The following is a 16462-nucleotide window of genomic DNA, read 5'->3' on the forward strand; positions in this document are numbered from 1 at the left end:
CATCAAGCCTTGCCGCCGATGCGCTTGATGAACTTGGCGCCGACAGTCCAGCCCACCGAGGCCAAAGCGACAGTGATGAAGCCCAGGCCAGCGACTGCGATGATCGCCAGGATTTTGTCCTGGGCGTCGCCGATAGCGGCTTCGGGAGTAGTGGACTGCGCGAACGCGGCAGGGGCCGACATGGCCAGGACAGCGAGGACTGCCAGGCGGTTTTTCAGAGCTTCTTTCATGCTCATTTCCTCTCTTCGAAAGCACCGGATAGCGCCGGTTCGCATCAGGCGGAATTGCCCAATTTGGTGATCCAGGAGACCAAGACGCCGAACTTGTATCCAGCGAAGTAGCAGGCACACAGGCCCGTGAGAAACAGCGCCATATCAGCCGCTCCTGCCCTGCCGGTAGCCCAGCACGAAGGCGAAAAACAGGCAGGCGGCAATCTGCAGATCGGGGTCCATGTCAGCCGCCACGGAGATCGCGTTGCATGGAATCTGCCCAGTCGGGCGCGGGCGCTTGATACATCGCCTCGGATGCAGTGCCTGCGGCCAGAAATACGAAAACAAGTGCGAAAAACATGTGTGTCCTCCTTGCGGCCGGGGCATCCGGCCCGCCCGCTGCGCAGGCAGACCGGAAGCCCCTACCGCTGCGGTTGATGATCTGCAGGAGCGTCGCGCCGTGCGAACCAGCGATCGCAGAGACTGCGGGCGAGTTCGTAGGCCATGGCGCCGACGACCCCACCGGCCAGGCCAAGCAGCAGCGAGACTTCGCTGAGCGCGCGCAGCAGGTCTTGCGCGTGTTGCTGGTCCATCAGGATCAGGCCTCGATCGCATCCAGCGTGAGGTCCACCGGCGTGACCATGACCGTCTCGCCAGTCTCTTGGTTCGTGCTGCGGAACGGCTTGCGCGTGAAGCCGCCCAGCTGGGCCACCACAGTGATTTCGTCACCCTGGGAACCCAGAGACTGCTTGCTGCGGATTTCGACCGTCTGAGGCCGGCTGTAGGGGTCTGGGGCGGGCGTCACGATCCGCGTGTAGCGGGTCTTGTCGTGCTTGCGCGATGCGTCGATGCGGCCGCGCACGACCACCTGCATGACGTTGAGTTTTCCCTGAGTTGGGGTTGCGGCTTGCGCTATCGGTGCATTCATGATTTCAATCGCTCCATCTGGGCCTGCAGCTCGGGCCATGCGAGTCCGGCAACAACGCCGGAAGGTTCAACCTTCTTGGGGATGCCCACCACGCGCACTTCCTCGACCAGCTCAGCGATGCTGCAACTGGTGGTTTCTATGGCCTGATGGATGTATTTGCCGTAGCAGCGCTGTAGGTGGTGCAGGCCATGGGCCAAGCTGCCCTTGACCTCTTCGCGCGCTGTCGGGATTTCCTCGGCCGCGGCTTCGAGCATGTGGGCCAGGGCTGGGTATGCGCCCGTGAAGTACTTGTCCGGGTTCGTGAGCACGTCCAGGGGGATCACGCGGTCGCGGTTGCCGAGGCGGACCTCGTAGCGGGTCCAGTCACTGTCCGGCATGTTGAGCTGCCGGCCCTTCTCGTAGACACACAGCGTCTTGCCGTTCTTGAGCTTGCCCACGTACATCGTGCGTCCCTTCGTGCCTGATTCGTGCCAAGCGCCCTGCGTGTCCAGCTCAGGGTTGCGCCCACGATTGATGAATGCGCCCTGATCCCAGAGCGTCAATGCGTCATCGACGGTGTATTCGCCGTCGAGGAAATCCACTGCCAGGTCAACGCGGCTGATCGTCGCGTTCAGGCCTTCGAGCAGCTCCTGCAGGCTGGCCCAATCCGTGACCAGGCCGCAGCCCTTGCCGTTGAGCTGCAGCAGCCAGCGGCCTTTTTGAGACTCGCCGCCCAAGGCGATGGAGCCAATCTCAACCTTGGCGCCATCGTCCAGGCGTGCGGTGACTCTGTGGCGTTCCGTGAAGCCGAACAATCCGCCGTCGAGCTCGGCGGTCAGTGGCCGGCCCATGAGCTGGCCGACGAAGCTGATTAGCCCGTGAACGCTGATAGCGGGCTGGTCGAACGTGGCGTTGAGCCAGTCGATCTTTGCGGCGCGCGAGCGCGAATCAGGGGATTCCGAAGTGGACGTGGTGGAAGAACTTTCCACCCGTGTTACAGCACGGGCGGAAGGCGCTACCGCGCCAACGGAGCGCAGACGCCAGCTTGCACCCCGTGCGGATGAGGGGGAGTCGATCAATGCGATGGTCATGCGCGAAGCTCCCCAGCTTGGGGAGAGGGACAGGCGTCGTCCTCAAGCTGAAACGAGGAGAGGAGGTCAAACTGGCGGCGCTGGAACGCCAGTTGCGACTCGTCCGCCTGACGCTGCAGCTTGTGGCTGTGGCAGATGCCGCCGCTGGTGACCTCCAGGCCATGCAGCGTGCATGCCGTGCGGGCGGCGATCACTGGCGAGTCATGGCGCGTGACTTCGAAGTGCGCGCAATTGCGGCAGCCAGGGCGCTGGCCCGGAGTCTGGTAGCCCACCTGAACGTGCTTGGCGACAAGCCTCATGCGACACTCCCCAAGATAGGGAAAGGAGAGTCGCAATGCTGCAAAGAACCGTGCTGGCCGTGCTCATATATGTCGGAGCCGGCGTATCCGCCCAAACTGTTTATCGATGCGGAAACGCGTACAGCGACGAGCCCTGTAAGGGCGGAGCAGTCGTTGATGTGCGGCCAACCGAGGGGGCCCATAGCATGAGTGGTCACAAACGCGTGGGCAATGAGGCCACGACGCGCCAAATGTGGCGCAACGTTGATAAGGCGTTGCAGCCGCTCACCGGCATCTCTGCTGAAGAGAGTGAGCGGCAGCGCGAAGAACGTCGCTACAAATCGATTCCCCGAATCAAGATTGATCCTTGACCTGGTGCCCACCCCCTGCCCGGCGGCTGGAGCCGGCAAGCAAGCAGCCGATGCCCTTTGTTCGGCAGGGGATGGACTTTCGATGTGCAAGGGGGGCATGCCGGCTCCTGTATGCGACTGCAACATGCAGTCATGAAGCTGGACTGTGCCTCTGACTGCACATTGCAGTCAATGGTCTTGGATAATGACTGCAATTTGTAGTCATCAAGCCACGGGAGAGCACATGCAAACGACGTTCGAATTGCTGGAAAAGGCCCTCAAGCAGCAACCCGCGCCCTACTGGACCCAGCGCCTCAAACTCGCACGAACCACGCTCGCCACGGCCAAAGTACGCGAGCACCTGAGCCCTGCGATAGCTGGGGCACTGGCCGAAGAGCTGGGGGAAGATGCTCAAAAATGGATGGTCATCGCGGCCCTGGAAGGAGAGCGCGAGAGTGCGTGCAAATCGCGCATGGTGCGCAGATTTCTGGTCGGCGGCGCCCTCACCCTTGGCGCCGTCGGGAGCGCTGCGGCCCGGGTGGTCTGTATATTATGTTAAATCACAAACGCAGATAACAGCCTGAAAACCAAGGCAAGGCACTCCTCCAGTGCCTTGCCTGCTTCGTTTTCAGCTGTTCAAGACGGTTTCCAGGCCTTCAAGCTCCTGCTTCAGCAAAAGCGCGGTTTCCTGTGGCTCGAACTGGCGCTGCAGCAGCGGAATGGTGAAGACGTAGCTTGCATCGTGCACGCCGTGGGTTTCATCGCGGCGCAGGACGTAGGCCAGTTGCAGGCGCGCCAGGGACCGGCGCAGGGCCTGGGCCTGGCCGGTGGCGCCGTGGGACTGGACCAGGGCGTCGAGTGCGGTCAGGCTGGTCTGTCCTTGCTGGGCTGTGTGATAGACGGCGATGCGGTCCAGGCGGCAGGCCTGTTCGTCGGTGCTCAAGCGGCCCCATCCCACCAGCGCGTCCTGCACGGGCTGGGATGCCATGGCCTGGCGCAGGTGGCGTTCTTCGATGACGCGTTCGTCGGGTCCCAGGGCTTCCAGGCATTCCTGGCAGAGGATGGCGACCAGGTTGGCGCGCCTGCCGCTGGCCTCTATCAGCCGCTCGGCCAGAGCGTCGTTGGCAAAGCCCAGGCGCAGCCTTCGCAGCGGTTCGGTGGCCAGGGCGTGGCATGCCGCTGGCTCCAATCCGCCAATGGCCAGGATTTCGCCGAAGTTGCGCAGCGGCGACTGGTAGTCGAGCAGCGCTGCCGCGTACAGATCCCAGAATCCCGCCAGCATGAACCAGCAACGGCCCTCCTCGCTCAGCGCACGCAAGGCGCTGAGCTGGGGGTAGCCATTGCGGGCTTCGTCGCGGAAGAACAGGTCGGCCTCGTCGATCAGCAGGTACAGCCGCCTGCCCTGCGACTGCTTTTGCAGGTGTTCAATGATGGCCTCCAGCGGTGTTTCCACGGGAAGGCCGAACTGCGTGGCCAGACGCGGCGTGAGGCGGTGGTCGCGCAGCGAGATGTAGTGGCAGGCGATGGCCGGATGCTCCTGCAGCCGCCGCTGCACGGCCTTGAGCAGGCTGCTTTTGCCGAGCTGGCGTCCTCCCACGACCAGGTAGTTGGCCGGTTCGCGGTTGAGCACGCGGGCCAGCAGGCGCTCGCGGCCAAAGAAAACGTCCTCGCGCGTCACGCCGCCGCGCGTCTGGTAGGGCGATATGCGCGTGACCTGCAACTGCGTGGCCAGCAGCCGCAGCAGCACCTGGTCTGGAGCGCCGCCCAGCAGCCATTCGGTCTGTCCCGGGCTGTCCAGCAGCACGTGCAGGTTGGCGCGGTCCTGGGCATGGCGCTGCAGCAGCGGCATGGGCGACTGGGGATGGTGCGGGCTCACGATGAGCACCACATCGCCGCCGGTTTGCAGCAGGCGCAGCTGGCGCACGAGCTCGCCCTCTTCCAGCTCCGCCGGGGGCGCATAGACCAGGCAGCGACCCAGGGCGATGGGCAGCTCGGGCGGCAGCGTCCACTCGAACATGTCGCCGGGCACGGGCCACTCGCCTTGCGCCGGTTTGCAGACGGCGGACAGGCGTTCGGCCAGGGCCCGCACGCGGGCGCCTGGGCTTGCGCCGGCAAGGCGCAGGGCCCGCTGCCAGTCCGGCGGGCGTATGCCTGCAGCGCGCAGGACGGCGGAACGGCGGCCGGTGAGCCGCAGCAGCCGGTCCAGCTGGGGCAGATGCTGGTAGGGCTTGCGGCGCAGGCGCTCGGGCTTGAGCTGTGCCGGGCCTATCAGCGGATGGCGCACCAGCCACAGCAGGGCCAGGCAGCCAAAGACCAGTGCGCTGGTCCAGATGACGCTGCGCAGCCATCCAAAGGGTTCATGCTCGGGCTGGCCCGGCGAGGGGCTGCAGTTCAGCGGCAGGTAGCGCGGCGGAGTCGGAGGCAGGCCGCCCTGGCAGCTCCAGTCCCAGCGTTGCCTGTCCAGTTGCAGCAGGACCTGGGTTCCGGCGAGCACGCCCATCTGGCTGTCGCGCGCCACGTCCGCCTGCAGCACGAATGGACTGGGCGAGCTCATGCGCACGCGCGGTTCGGCAATGTCCGGCGCCACGCTGGCCAGGTCCTGCGGCCAGCTTTCATGCTGGCGCACATAGTCCATCAGGGCCAGGCGCCACAGGATGATTTCGTTCCAGACCCGGCCCGAGCTTTCCGCGCCCTGCAGGCTGCTGCGGGTGACGGGGTTGTAGCGGGGCAGCAGGATGGCCGTGCCGATGAACAGCGTGACCAAGGCGAGCAGCGCGGCGCGCCACCAGGATCTGGGCAGTTGCACAAGCCGGCCCAGGCCGCTCATGCCTGCAGCACCGCCACGGCGGCTTCGCGGGCAATGTCGCAGCGCCAGTGCAGATGGGCGCCCTCACCTGCTCCGCGCACCTGCAGCAGATTGCCCCAGAACAGGCGCCGCAGCACGGCATCCTGCAGATAGGGGCGTGCACGGCCCAGCGATGCCGCATCCACCAGCCCGCGCAGTTGCTCGCGCGTGGCAGGTTCCTGCGCCAGGGGCAGCAAGGTCTGCCACAGGCGCGCGCTGGCCACCAGATGGGCGCGCAGCAGGGGCGAGTGCACGGAAGCGACGCCCACGCCCTGCTCCACCAGCCATTGCAGCGCTTCCTCGAAAAGCGCGGGATGACCGCCCGTCAGCGCCTGCAATGCCTCGATGACCTCGGCCGGCCAGGCCGTGCCGGGCCAGCGCTGGCGCGCCATCAGGGCCAGGTCTTCCAGCGTGGGATCGGGCCAGTGGGCCACCTGGCCGATGTTGAGCAGCGACAGGTCACCGCTGCGGTACTTGAGGTCGGCCAGGGCCTCGCTGCCGCACAGCAGCAGGTGCAGGCGGCCGCTGTGCATTTCGCTGAGGCTGCGCAGAATGCCGGCCAGTGTCTCGCGCAGCTGCGCCGTGCCCTGCTCGAAGCGGCTGACCAGGCAGAACAGCCGGCCGCCGGCCAGCAGGCGCTTTTCCAGCAGGGCCTCGAATTCGTAGTCCGAGCCCACTTCGCCCAGCCCGCATTGCCGACCCAGGGCCGCAAAGTAGTCGGCCGCAGCCGTGCTCACGCTGTAGGGCGGCTGGATGTGCAACACCGCCTCGGCGCCATACTGGGCGCGGGCGCGCAGCAGCAGTTCCTGGCGAAACGGGGGCTGCCCCCAGTGCGCGGGCGACAGCAGCATGGTGATGGCATAGGGCCGGGCCTGGGCCAACTGGGCGAAAAGCCGGTCCATGAAGCCTGCAAAAGGCTGGGCGCCGGCGGCGGCGGCCTGCAGCGGAAACTCCGTGGCAAAGCCAGCGGCGGAGAACAGGCGATTGGTCTCCGCCTCCGTCAGGCGCAGGTACTGGGCGCAGGCGGCCAGCCGGTCGCGCGAGCGCGGATTGGGCAGGGAAACCCCATTCCTCCAGTTGTTGACGGCTTCCCGGCTCAGCCCGATCTCGGTGGCCACGCCCGAGGCGCTGGCGCGGATGCGGCGCATGTACAGCCCCAGCAAATGGCCGAAATCCTCGTGAACGCCTGGTGCCACGGCAGCACCCTGTTCAATGGCGGTGGGCTGCATCAGCGACGGCTCCGCTCAGGAAAACAGCGCCTGCTGGCGCAGATCCACCCTGCCGGGGCCATGGTCCGTATCCTCATCCTGTTCACCCTCTCCTGGGATTCAGCTGGTGTTGTGCAATTTGTTTCATTTTGCCAAGCGCGGATTGTCTCAGGATGCGGCATCGCCGCCACCCTGCCCCGCAAACTCCCGTCGCGCGCCGGCCATGCGGTACAGAGGCAGCACCACCGCCAGCACCAATCCCAAAGCCAGCCAGAGCCACAGTCCCTTGCCTCTGAAGGCCAGGGCCGCAATCACGGTGAAGGCCACGGCCTCGCACAGCCCGCGAAAGCCGGCCCGCAGCATGAACAGCCCCACGATGCCCTGCACGGGCGACACGCCGCTCTTGCGCAGGCTGGCCATGGTGTCCAGCAGGGCCTGCACGGATTCCTGGGCCTGGCGGTCACGCTCCTGGTCCCGCTCGCGCAACCGGGTGATGGTCATGGGCTGGGCCGGATTGGTGAGGGCGGTGCCGTCGGCGCCCTCTTCCTGGCCGGGCTGCGGATAGACCTCGCCATCCGTATCGACCAGCACCTGGCGCTCCGGGTAACGGGACAGCCAGGCATGGTGGCTGACCCACTGGCCGGCATCGAAGTGGTAGCGCTCGCTCTCGCCCACCTGGTCGTAGAAGACATGCAGCACCGCCGCCTGCAGCCCGTGCTGGAACAGCGTCTCCAGCAATCGCCAGGGCATGCCGGCCGTGGTGCGGGTGTCAAAGCCCAGCTCCAGGTGCTGGGGATGGCCCAGGGCGCTGGCATTGGCCCAGTCGTCATCCCACAGCGCGGACCGGTCCAGGGCGGGGTCCAGCTCATGGATCCAGCGCTCGGCCTGCTCCCAGGACTGCCGGGCCAGGTACTGGTAGATCAGTTGCACGCGGCGCAGCTGCAGGGGCGTATCGAAGAAAAGATAGAGGTGATGGACGTTGCTGGACATGGCGGGCCTGAGGCGTTTGCAGGAATGCCGCGATTGTTCAATTGCAGCCGCCAGCCGGCCCTCCCAGGCCTGTCCAGCACGCGGCTGGCAGGCGCTTCCACCGGTTGACATTCTGTCCACTGCAAGAAGCGGGATGCAGGCGCTGCGGCGCCGCCCTAGACTGCGGCAATTGCCCGCAGCGCCCATACCGCCAACCCCGCCCGCCATGCACAACCTCGGTCTTTTCGACAACGAAGCTTGCGAATCCGCCCCGCCCTGCCACTGGACGCAGATGGAGCACCAGCTCGATGAGCAAGGCTGCGCGCGCCTGCCCGGCCTGCTGGATGCGCAGCAATGCCGCGACCTGGCCACTCTTTACGCAAGGGAAGACGGCTTTCGCTCCCGCATCGTCATGGCACGCCACGGTTTCGGGCGCGGCGAGTACCGATATTTCGACTACCCCTTGCCACCGCTGCTGCAGCGCCTGCGCGAGCAGCTGTATCTGCGCCTGGCGCCGGTGGCCAATCTCTGGAACCAGCGCATGGGGCTGGAGGTGCGCTATCCGGACCGGCTGCAGGACTTCCTGGCGCGCTGCCACGCGCAGGGCCAGTTGCGGCCCACGCCGCTCATCCTTCAATACGGTGCGGGCGACTACAACTGCCTGCACCAGGATGTCTATGGAGAGCATGTGTTTCCGCTGCAGGTGGTGCTGCTGCTGTCGCGGCCCGGGCGGGACTTCACGGGTGGCGAGTTCGTCATCACCCAGGCCGATGGCGACCGGCAGCGGGCCGATGTGATGGCACTGGACCAGGGCGATGCGCTGGTCCTGGCCGTGCGCCACCGGCCCGTGCCCGGGCGGCGCACCGGCTACCGCCGCGTGGCCATGCGCCATGGGGTCAGCCGCATCCACAGCGGCCATCGCCATACCGTGGGGCTGATCTTTCATGACGCACTTTGATGGATGGCCGGTATGAGCACGCTGGATCTTTTCGCCGATGAACAGCCTACCGGTGCCGAATCCATAGGCCCCCAATCCGTGGTGCTGCGCGGCCATGCCCTGCCCCATGCCGCGCAGTTGCTGGAGGCGGTCGAAGGCATTGCGGCGCGGGCGCCGCTGCGCCATCTGGTCACGCCGGGCGGCTTCACCATGTCGGTGGCCATGACCAACTGCGGCGCGCTGGGCTGGACCAGCGACAGGCGCGGCTACCGCTACAGCGCCATCGACCCACTCAGCGGCCAGCCCTGGCCGGCCATGCCGGCCGTGTTTGTACGGCTGGCGGGCGAGGCGGCCGCTGCGGCGGGGTTCGATGGCTTTGTGCCCGATGCCTGCCTCATCAACCAGTACCTGCCCGGCACCCGGCTTTCCCTGCACCAGGACCGCGACGAGCGCGACCTGGGCGCGCCCATTGTCTCGGTGTCCCTGGGCATGCCGGCCACTTTTCTGTTTGGAGGATTGGCGCGGGCGGACAGCACGGCCAGGGTGCCGCTGCAGCATGGCGACGTGGTGGTCTGGGGCGGCGTGGATCGGCTGCGCCACCACGGCGTGTTGCCGCTCAAGGACCAGCCTCACCCGCTGCTGGGCGGGCGGCGCATCAATCTCACTTTTCGCAAGGCGGGCTGAATGGTTGGACGGTCTGAAATGGATAGGCTCAACAGCCAGGATCGCTTCGCCCGCCTGGATTGGGCGCGGATTGCCGCTGAGCTCGATGCCGAAGGCCATGCACTGCTGCCGCAGCTGCTGACTGCGGATGAAAGCCGTGCCTTGGCCCGCGAGGCGGCCGCCGTGCCTGGCCTGCCGCACTCCATGCAGGCATGGCGCCCGGTGCTGTACGGGCATCTGCTGGCCCTGGCCAAACGCTGGCGCGAACACATGGGCATGCAGCCTGAGTTGCCAGGCTGCTTCGAGGATTTCATGCGTCAGGGCCGGCAAGCAGGCCAAACGCAGCCGCAGCCACATCTGCTGCGCGTGCCGCAAGCGGGCCATGCCCCGCTGCGTTCATACAGCGAAGGTGCGGCGGTGTTTCCGCTGCAGCTGGTGCTGCTGCTGTCCCGGCCGGGCCAGGATTTCGAGGGCGGCGAATTCGTGATGACCGAGCAGCGCCCGCGCATGCAATCGCGCCCCATGGTGCTGCCGCTGGGCCTGGGGGATGCGGCCATCATCGCCACGGGGCCGCGCCCGGTGCGCGGTGCGGCAGGCTTTTACCGTGTGCATCTGCGGCATGCCATCAGCCGCGTTCACCGTGGCGAGTGGCTGGGTCTGGAGTTGCTTTTGCACGACGTGCCCCAGGCGCCCAAGGCTCTGCAAACGGACCGCTGGCTATAATGCCGCGCCTGCAAAGGCATCCGTGCAACAGGTGTCCGCATGCCAGCCATGGGGATGAAACGGGAACAAGGTGACTGCCAGCAAATGCTTTTTGCGCTGCCGGCACAGGCCTTGGCTGCCCCCGCAACGGTAAACAAGTCAAGGCGCTCCATGCCTGTCCCGCCAGTCTCCGCAACCCTGCGGAGGGGCGATGACAGGCTGTCACTGGTTCATGGCGTGGTCTGCAACATGCAGCTTTTCGCGGGTGGATTGGGAAGACGGGGCGCTGGGCGCAAGGCATGTCCTTGCGCCGCTTGTGAGCCCGGAGACCGGCCTGCTGCGTTTCGCGCCTGCTGTGCAGGCGTTTTCTTGACTGTCTGCGGGGTGCGGATGGCAACGCCCTGCTCCCCTTCCTCCCACGCTGGCTGGAGAGGTGGCAGTGCCTTGCTTTCGCATCAGACGGTCGAAGACCGATGTTCGAAATGCATTCTTCCTTTTCCAGGGTTTCCAGCGCTCGCGCTGCCCAGTCCCTTTCCGTGCGGCTGAGCCCGCTGGCCCTGGCCTGCGCCTTCATCTGCGTGCCGGCGCAGGCTCAAACCCAAACCCCCACCCCAACGCCGCCATCAACCGCCCTGCCCGAGGTCCAGGTCACCGGCCAGGCCGAACGCATCGGCCAGCAACTGGCCCAGCCTGCGCGCTCTGCCAGCCATACCGGCGTCTCCAACCAGGAAGTGCCGGCCAGCGTGGATGGTGTTTCTGCCGAGCAGATGCAGGAGCGCGGCGACTACGCCCTGGTGGACGCCGTCACGCGCACCGTGGGCCTGACGGCCAGCAGCACGCCGGGCAATGGCGGCCTGTCCTTCAGCAGCCGCGGCTTTGCGGGCGTGAACTCCGTGGGCGTGGCCGAAGACGGCATGGTGCTGGGCGTGGCCGCCGGCACCACGGCCTATCCGGGTGACAGCTGGGGCTACGAGCGCATCGACGTGCTGCGCGGCCCGGCCTCGCTGATGTACGGCAGCGGCACCATGGGCGCCACGGTCAACGCCATCCGCAAGCAGCCCAGCCGCACCAGCTCGGCCGAGGTGCTGGTGGGCGCGGGCACGGACGACACGCTGCGCCTGGGCCTGGGCGTGACCGGCGCCCTGGGCGCCTATGCCAGCTACCGCATCGACAGCTACACCGCCCGCAGCGCGGGCGAGCGCGATCTGGACCAGTCGCGCAACGGCAAGTTCATGAGCACGCTGCGCTTGGAGCCCACGAGCGACCTGCAGATCGACCTGATCGCCGACCGCAGCGTGCAAAAGCCCAGCCGCTACTGGGGCACGCCGGGCCTGGACGGCAAGGTGGTGGAGTCGCTGCGCGACCGCAACTACAACGCCGAAGACAGCGTGCTGCGCTATGCCGACGAGCGCCTGCGCGCCAAGGTGCAATGGAAGGCCAATGACTGGCTGACGGTGCGCAACGAGCTGTACCACGTGCAGTCCGACCGCCACTGGCGCAACATCGAGGCCTACGCGCTCAACCCCGCCACCTGGACCGTGGGCCGCTCCGACTACCTGGAAATCCTGCACGACCTGGAGCAGACCGGCAACCGCCTGGGCCTGAACGTGGACCGGGGCTCGCACAAGATCGCCATGGGCTGGGAGGCCGCGCGCATCAACCTGCGGCTGTCCAACAACTCGCCCTATGGTGGCTCGTCTACGGTCTCGGCCTGGGACCCCGTGCATGGCAGCTGGGCCAGCCCCGATCTCACCGCCGCCAAGACAGAAACCGGCGTGACCCAGCATGCCCTGTACCTGGAAGATGCCTGGCGCATCAGCAACCGCTGGCTGGCCATGGCCGGCCTGCGCCGCGATGTCTACGACTTTGCCAGCCACTCGCTGGTGGGCGGCACGGATTTCAACAAGACGCTGGCCGCCACCTCCTGGCGCCTGGGCCTGACCTATGAGCTGGCCCGCAACACCCATGTCTATGGGCAGATCAGCTCGGGACACGATCCCGTCAACAGCCTGGTGTCGCTGAACCTGGCCAACACGGCTTACAAGCTGAGCAAGGGCCGCCAGGCCGAGATCGGCATCAAGCAGCAGGTGGCTGGCGGGCGCGGCGAATGGACGCTGGCCGTGTTCGACATCAAGAAGGACGACATCATCACGCGCGACCCCGACCGCCCGGCCATCTCCATCCAGGGCGGCAGCCAGTCCTCGCGCGGGGCGGAAGCCACCGCCACCTTCCAGGCCACGCCCGCCCTGCGCGTGGAGGGCAATCTGTCGTACGTGGACGCCCAGTTCGACAAGCTCATCGAGGCCGGCGGCAACCGCGCAGGCAACCGTCCGCAGAACGTGGCCAAGACCACGGCCAACCTTTGGGGCCACTACCGCGTGGGCGCCTGGCAGGCCTCGCTGGGCCTGCGCTACGTGGGTGACCGCTTTGGCAACAACGCCAATACCGTGAACCTGCCCGCCTACACCGTGGCCGACGCCGCGCTGAGCTGGCAGGTGGACCCGCGCACCACCCTGAGCCTGATCGGCCGCAACCTGGCCGACAGGGTCTATGTGGGATCGAGCTACGGCAGCCAGTTCCTGGTCGGGCAAGGCCGCCGCTTCGAGATCGCGGCCCATATCCGGTTCTGATGGCCATGGCGCGCTCCAAAAGCCTCCACGGCCTCTGCGCTGGCGCCCTGGCGGCCACCCTGCTGCTGGTCGGCTGCTCGCGCAGCGATTCCGGCACCACCAGTGAACTGCCGGCACCGGCTGCCGCACCGCAGGCGGCCGTGACCGTCAATGTCTGCGGCAGCCCCGTGACCTACGCCAACGCACCGCTGCGCGCCGTGACCCATGATGTGAACATCACCGAGATGTTTCTCTTCCTGGGCCTGGGCGACCGGCTGGTGGGCTACAGCGGTATCACGCAGGCCAAGCAGATCGACCCGGCCTTCCAGGCCCAGCTGGCCCGCGTGCCGCGGCTGGCCGAGCGCGAGATGAACCTGGAGGCCATCCTGGGCGCCTCGGCAGATTTCGTCTTCGGAGGCTGGAGCTACGGTTTTCGCCAGGGCCAGGTCACGCCCGAGGTGCTGCAGCGCCACGGCATTGCCTCATACGTGCTGTCCGAATCGTGCATCCGCGTGGGGCCGCGCAGCCAAGTGGCGCTGGAAGACGGCCTGACCGACCTGCGCAACCTGGGCCGCATCTTCCGCATCGACGCCCATGCCGAGCAACTGGCGCAGGGGCTGGAGCGCGACCTGAAGGACCTGCGCGAGCGCATGCAGGGCGTGCGGCAGCGGCCTTCGGTCTTCGTCTACGACAGCGGCCAGGACATCCCCGTGACCGTGGGCCGCTACGGCATGCCGCAGGCCATGATCGAGGAAGCGGGCGGGCGCAACATCTTCGACGATATTCCCAGCAACTGGCCTGCAGGCAACTGGGAGGACGTGGTGCAGCGCAATCCGCAGTGGATCGTCATCATCGACTACGGCCAGCCCCATGCCCAGGGCAAGATCGACTTCCTGCTGGCCAAGCCCGAGCTGGCCGGCGTCGATGCCATCCGCGAAAAGCGGTTCTTCGTCATGACCTATGCCGAGGCCACGCCCGGCCCGCGCAACATTGCGCGGACCCGCGCCCTGGCGCAGGCCCTGCACCCCGACCGCATGCCGGCGCCCAGCCATGCGGTCAACTGACTCCCGCTGGCCCTGGCGTCCTGGCGCCGCCCGCCTCTGGTGCCTGCTGCTGTTCGCGGCCCTGTTGCTGGTGATGACGCTGGCCATTACCTGGGGGCCCGTGGACATGCCCGCGGGCACGGTCTGGCGCATTGCCTGGAGCCGGCTGCTGCAGGTGCTGGGCATGCAATCGCCGCCGCTGGAGGGCATCACGCCGCAGCACCAGCAGATCGTCTGGCTGATCCGCATGCCGCGCGTGCTGCTGGCGGCCCTGGTGGGCGCGGGGCTTGCCGTGGTGGGCACCATCATGCAGGCCATGGTGCGCAATCCGCTGGCCGATCCCTATCTGCTGGGCGTGTCCTCGGGCGCGTCGGTGGGCGCGGTGGCCGTGCTGGCCTTCGGTGCGCTGGTCTCGGCCGGCATGTACGCCCTCACGGCCGGGGCCTTTGTGGGGGCGCTGGCGGCCACCGTCGCCGTCTACCTGCTGGCGCGCTCCCAGGGCCGCATCCATGCCACGCGGCTGATCCTGGGCGGCGTGGCCATCGGCTATGTGCTGGCAGGCGTGACCAGCCTGATCACCCTGTCCTCGGGCCAGCGCGACCTGGCCAATGCCCTGCTGACCTGGACGCTGGGCAGCCTGGCCGGCACGCAGTGGGAGGAACTGGGCATTCCCGCTGCCGTGCTGGCTGCGGGAATGCTCTGGCTGGGGCTGCAGACGCGCCCGCTCAACGCCCTGCTGGCCGGTGACGAGGCCGCCGCCACGCTGGGCGTGGACACGGCACGGCTGCGGCGCGCACTGTTCCTGGCGGTGTCGCTGCTGACGGGCACCATGGTGGCGGTCAGCGGCGCCATCGGCTTTGTGGGACTGATCGTGCCGCACGCCGCGCGCATGCTGGTGGGCACGGACCACCGGCGCGTGCTGCCCGTGGCCGCCCTGGCCGGCGCCCTGCTGCTGGTGCTGGTGGATCTTGTCGCGCGCACGGCCTTTGCGCCCATGGAACTGCCCGTGGGCGTGATCACCTCGCTGATCGGCGGACCCTTCTTCGTCTGGATGCTGGTGCGCCAGCCGGTGCAGGGAGGGCGCGGCCCATGAAGCTGCAAGCCCAGGACCTGTGCTGGAGTGCCGATGCCCGGCGTGCCGACGCCCGGCGCATCGTGGACCAGGCCAGCCTCGCCCTGCACAGCGGCGAATGCGTGGGGCTCATCGGCCCCAACGGCAGCGGCAAATCCACCCTGCTGCGCATGCTCTACCGAGTGTTGCGGCCCGACGCAGGCTGCGTGCTGCTGAACCAGCGCGACATCCGGGACATGACGGCGCGCGAGTTCGCGGCCCAGGTCTCGGTCCTGGCGCAGGAGGCGCCGCAGAGCTTTGACTTCACCGTGCGCGAAGCCGTGATGATGGGCCGCATCCCCCACCAGTCCCCCTGGGCGGGCGACAGCGCCGAGGACCTCGCCTGCATGCGGCAGGCGCTGGCCCAGGTGAATGCCTTGGCGCTGGAGGAGCGGCGTTTCTCCAGCCTGTCCGGCGGCGAGAAGCAGCGCGTGCTCGTGGCCCGCGCGCTGGCCCAGCAGCCTCGGCTGATGCTGCTGGACGAGCCCACCAACCACCTGGACATACGCCATCAGCTGGAGTTGATGTCATTGGTCCGGCGCCTGCAGATCAGCAGCATCGTCGCCCTGCACGACCTCAACATCGCCGCCCACTACTGCGACCGTCTCTATCTCATGGAACAAGGCCGCATCGTTGCCCATGGCACACCGGCCCAGGTACTGACCCCGGCCACCATCGGCCAGGTCTACGGCGTGGCTGCCGAGGTGGACATCCATGCCGCCACCGGCCGGCTGCGCATCAGCTTCATTCCCGATGAACTCCTCTGAAAAATCCATCCCGCCCGGGCCCGACGCCGTGATCGTGCTGGGCCGTGGCGGCACGGGCGCAGCCTCGCGTCAAAGCCTGATCGAACTGGCCGATGCCTTGCGCCAGACGCTGGAGCCGGCCTGCAAGGTCGTCACATCCTTCGTGGACAAGGCCGCACCCTCGCTGCCCGAGGCGCTGCAGCAATGCCTGCCGGCGCGCTCCATCGTCGTGCTGCCCCTGTTCGCGCCCGACGAGCCTGCCCTGCTGCGCTGGCTGCACAAGCTGGCCATGCGCTGGCGCTCGCAACTGCCGGACCAGACCGTGCAGGTGCGGTTTGCCGACCATCTGCTGGGCGCCCACGCCATGCCCGCGCTGCTGCTGCCGCAGATCAGGCAAGCCCTGCAGACCCCGGATGTGGCCGAATTCGCAGGCGACCAATGGCAGCACGATCCCCAGGCCTGGTCCCAGGTGCCGGACCACCAGCACCATGCCCTGGTCTGCACGGGGCCGCGCTGCACGGCACTGGGCGCCGTGGCCGTCTGGCTAAGCCTGGGCGAGGCCGTGCAGGCCAGCAGCGAACTGCGTGCCAGGCTGCGCCTGCTGCAGACCAGCTGCCAGTACCCCTGCAACCATGGCCCGCTGGCCATCGTCTATCCGGACGGCGTCTGGTACGGGCGGTTGACAGCCGGGAATGCGGCCCAGGTGGTGGAGGCCCATGTGCTCTCGCGGCAGGTTTGTGCGGAGCACCACGTGCACGGGCCAGTGGAGCTGGGGACGCAGGCTTCGTGATGTC

18 protein-coding genes and 1 riboswitch are annotated in these 16462 nt (G+C 67.4%); of the genes, 10 read left to right on the forward strand and 8 right to left on the reverse strand.

Translation table 11 applies throughout. The features are described 5' to 3' along the window. Positions 1 to 2: 2 nt before the first annotated feature. The 5 genes from IAE24_RS17000 to IAE24_RS17020 form a co-directional block, all read right to left on the reverse strand. Complete coding sequence (locus IAE24_RS17000; RefSeq protein WP_199960638.1) at positions 3 to 230, reverse strand: hypothetical protein; 228 nt, start codon at positions 228 to 230, stop codon at positions 3 to 5. 401 nt (positions 231 to 631) lie between these two features. After that, a complete protein-coding gene (locus tag IAE24_RS17005; protein WP_199960637.1) occupies positions 632 to 802 on the reverse strand; it encodes a hypothetical protein in 171 nt (56 codons plus the stop codon). Between the two features lie 5 nt (positions 803 to 807). Then, positions 808 to 1137 carry a single-stranded DNA-binding protein gene (locus IAE24_RS17010; protein WP_199960636.1) on the reverse strand — a complete coding sequence of 110 codons (330 nt, stop codon included), beginning with the start codon at positions 1135 to 1137 and terminating at the stop codon, positions 808 to 810. Next, the gene (locus IAE24_RS17015; protein WP_199960635.1) at positions 1134 to 2207 is read right to left on the reverse strand and encodes a replication initiation factor domain-containing protein; all 1074 of its coding nucleotides are present in this window, start codon (positions 2205 to 2207) and stop codon (positions 1134 to 1136) included. Before IAE24_RS17015 ends, IAE24_RS17010 begins: the two co-directional genes overlap by 4 nt. Continuing rightward, positions 2204 to 2506 (reverse strand): hypothetical protein, encoded by a 303-nt coding sequence (locus IAE24_RS17020; RefSeq protein ID WP_199960634.1) that lies wholly within the window; start codon positions 2504 to 2506, stop codon positions 2204 to 2206. The genes IAE24_RS17015 and IAE24_RS17020 overlap by 4 nt, the downstream gene beginning before the upstream one ends. A 35-nt stretch (positions 2507 to 2541) precedes the next feature. Between IAE24_RS17020 and IAE24_RS17025 the strand changes: the two genes are divergently transcribed. Together IAE24_RS17025 and IAE24_RS17030 are read left to right on the forward strand one after the other, a co-directional pair. Further along, the gene (locus IAE24_RS17025) at positions 2542 to 2856 is read left to right on the forward strand and encodes a hypothetical protein (protein WP_199960633.1); all 315 of its coding nucleotides are present in this window, start codon (positions 2542 to 2544) and stop codon (positions 2854 to 2856) included. Positions 2857 to 3079: 223 nt separating this feature from the next. Beyond that, positions 3080 to 3394 (forward strand): hypothetical protein, encoded by a 315-nt coding sequence (locus IAE24_RS17030; RefSeq protein ID WP_199960632.1) that lies wholly within the window; start codon positions 3080 to 3082, stop codon positions 3392 to 3394. Between the two features lie 69 nt (positions 3395 to 3463). Here IAE24_RS17030 and IAE24_RS17035 read toward each other — a convergent pair whose 3' ends face one another. From IAE24_RS17035 to IAE24_RS17045, 3 genes are all read right to left on the reverse strand, one after another. Continuing rightward, positions 3464 to 5662: an AAA family ATPase gene (locus tag IAE24_RS17035; protein WP_199960631.1), complete on the reverse strand. Its 2199-nt coding sequence runs from the start codon at positions 5660 to 5662 to the stop codon at positions 3464 to 3466. Next, complete coding sequence (locus tag IAE24_RS17040) at positions 5659 to 6876, reverse strand: hypothetical protein (protein WP_230355429.1); 1218 nt, start codon at positions 6874 to 6876, stop codon at positions 5659 to 5661. The genes IAE24_RS17035 and IAE24_RS17040 overlap by 4 nt, the downstream gene beginning before the upstream one ends. A gap of 180 nt (positions 6877 to 7056) precedes the next feature. Beyond that, a complete protein-coding gene (locus IAE24_RS17045; RefSeq protein ID WP_199960630.1) occupies positions 7057 to 7878 on the reverse strand; it encodes a hypothetical protein in 822 nt (273 codons plus the stop codon). A 205-nt stretch (positions 7879 to 8083) separates the two neighbouring features. Here IAE24_RS17045 and IAE24_RS17050 point away from each other — a divergent pair, with 205 nt between their 5' ends. From IAE24_RS17050 to IAE24_RS17085, 8 genes are all read left to right on the forward strand, one after another. Further along, positions 8084 to 8815 (forward strand): 2OG-Fe(II) oxygenase, encoded by a 732-nt coding sequence (locus tag IAE24_RS17050; RefSeq protein WP_199960629.1) that lies wholly within the window; start codon positions 8084 to 8086, stop codon positions 8813 to 8815. 12 nt (positions 8816 to 8827) lie between these two features. Continuing rightward, the gene (gene alkB, locus IAE24_RS17055) at positions 8828 to 9478 is read left to right on the forward strand and encodes a DNA oxidative demethylase AlkB (RefSeq protein WP_097202355.1); all 651 of its coding nucleotides are present in this window, start codon (positions 8828 to 8830) and stop codon (positions 9476 to 9478) included. A gap of 18 nt (positions 9479 to 9496) precedes the next feature. Further along, complete coding sequence (locus tag IAE24_RS17060) at positions 9497 to 10180, forward strand: 2OG-Fe(II) oxygenase (RefSeq protein WP_199960628.1); 684 nt, start codon at positions 9497 to 9499, stop codon at positions 10178 to 10180. 12 nt (positions 10181 to 10192) lie between these two features. Beyond that, positions 10193 to 10511, forward strand: a riboswitch (cobalamin riboswitch). 121 nt (positions 10512 to 10632) lie between these two features. Then, positions 10633 to 12789 carry a TonB-dependent receptor gene (locus tag IAE24_RS17065; protein WP_199960627.1) on the forward strand — a complete coding sequence of 719 codons (2157 nt, stop codon included), beginning with the start codon at positions 10633 to 10635 and terminating at the stop codon, positions 12787 to 12789. Next, the gene (locus IAE24_RS17070) at positions 12789 to 13832 is read left to right on the forward strand and encodes an ABC transporter substrate-binding protein (RefSeq protein WP_199960626.1); all 1044 of its coding nucleotides are present in this window, start codon (positions 12789 to 12791) and stop codon (positions 13830 to 13832) included. Before IAE24_RS17065 ends, IAE24_RS17070 begins: the two co-directional genes overlap by 1 nt. Continuing rightward, a complete protein-coding gene (locus IAE24_RS17075) occupies positions 13819 to 14904 on the forward strand; it encodes a FecCD family ABC transporter permease (RefSeq protein WP_199960625.1) in 1086 nt (361 codons plus the stop codon). Before IAE24_RS17070 ends, IAE24_RS17075 begins: the two co-directional genes overlap by 14 nt. Then, on the forward strand, positions 14901 to 15689 hold the full coding sequence (locus tag IAE24_RS17080) for an ABC transporter ATP-binding protein (RefSeq protein WP_065345815.1): 789 nt from the start codon (positions 14901 to 14903) through the stop codon (positions 15687 to 15689). Before IAE24_RS17075 ends, IAE24_RS17080 begins: the two co-directional genes overlap by 4 nt. Continuing rightward, positions 15637 to 16458 carry a (2Fe-2S) ferredoxin domain-containing protein gene (locus IAE24_RS17085; RefSeq protein WP_199960624.1) on the forward strand — a complete coding sequence of 274 codons (822 nt, stop codon included), beginning with the start codon at positions 15637 to 15639 and terminating at the stop codon, positions 16456 to 16458. Before IAE24_RS17080 ends, IAE24_RS17085 begins: the two co-directional genes overlap by 53 nt. Positions 16459 to 16462: the final 4 nt, after the last annotated feature.

The organism is Delftia sp. S65, from assembly GCF_016516495.1.
GTDB classification, from domain to species: domain Bacteria; phylum Pseudomonadota; class Gammaproteobacteria; order Burkholderiales; family Burkholderiaceae_C; genus Comamonas; species Comamonas acidovorans.

Bases quoted from the DNA above. Each gene is read 5' to 3' on its own strand.
- IAE24_RS17000 (WP_199960638.1), bottom strand. From the start codon at position 230: ATGAAAGAAGCTCTGAAAAACCGCCTGGCAGTCCTCGCTGTCCTGGCC.
- IAE24_RS17005 (WP_199960637.1), bottom strand. From the start codon at position 802: ATGGACCAGCAACACGCGCAAGACCTGCTGCGCGCGCTCAGCGAAGTC.
- IAE24_RS17010 (WP_199960636.1), bottom strand. From the start codon at position 1,137: ATGAATGCACCGATAGCGCAAGCCGCAACCCCAACTCAGGGAAAACTC.
- IAE24_RS17015 (WP_199960635.1), bottom strand. From the start codon at position 2,207: ATGACCATCGCATTGATCGACTCCCCCTCATCCGCACGGGGTGCAAGC.
- IAE24_RS17020 (WP_199960634.1), bottom strand. From the start codon at position 2,506: ATGAGGCTTGTCGCCAAGCACGTTCAGGTGGGCTACCAGACTCCGGGC.
- IAE24_RS17025 (WP_199960633.1), top strand. From the start codon at position 2,542: ATGCTGCAAAGAACCGTGCTGGCCGTGCTCATATATGTCGGAGCCGGC.
- IAE24_RS17030 (WP_199960632.1), top strand. From the start codon at position 3,080: ATGCAAACGACGTTCGAATTGCTGGAAAAGGCCCTCAAGCAGCAACCC.
- IAE24_RS17035 (WP_199960631.1), bottom strand. From the start codon at position 5,662: ATGAGCGGCCTGGGCCGGCTTGTGCAACTGCCCAGATCCTGGTGGCGC.
- IAE24_RS17045 (WP_199960630.1), bottom strand. From the start codon at position 7,878: ATGTCCAGCAACGTCCATCACCTCTATCTTTTCTTCGATACGCCCCTG.
- IAE24_RS17050 (WP_199960629.1), top strand. From the start codon at position 8,084: ATGCACAACCTCGGTCTTTTCGACAACGAAGCTTGCGAATCCGCCCCG.
- alkB (WP_097202355.1), top strand. From the start codon at position 8,828: ATGAGCACGCTGGATCTTTTCGCCGATGAACAGCCTACCGGTGCCGAA.
- IAE24_RS17060 (WP_199960628.1), top strand. From the start codon at position 9,497: ATGGATAGGCTCAACAGCCAGGATCGCTTCGCCCGCCTGGATTGGGCG.
- IAE24_RS17065 (WP_199960627.1), top strand. From the start codon at position 10,633: ATGTTCGAAATGCATTCTTCCTTTTCCAGGGTTTCCAGCGCTCGCGCT.
- IAE24_RS17070 (WP_199960626.1), top strand. From the start codon at position 12,789: ATGGCCATGGCGCGCTCCAAAAGCCTCCACGGCCTCTGCGCTGGCGCC.
- IAE24_RS17075 (WP_199960625.1), top strand. From the start codon at position 13,819: ATGCGGTCAACTGACTCCCGCTGGCCCTGGCGTCCTGGCGCCGCCCGC.
- IAE24_RS17080 (WP_065345815.1), top strand. From the start codon at position 14,901: ATGAAGCTGCAAGCCCAGGACCTGTGCTGGAGTGCCGATGCCCGGCGT.
- IAE24_RS17085 (WP_199960624.1), top strand. From the start codon at position 15,637: ATGCCGCCACCGGCCGGCTGCGCATCAGCTTCATTCCCGATGAACTCC.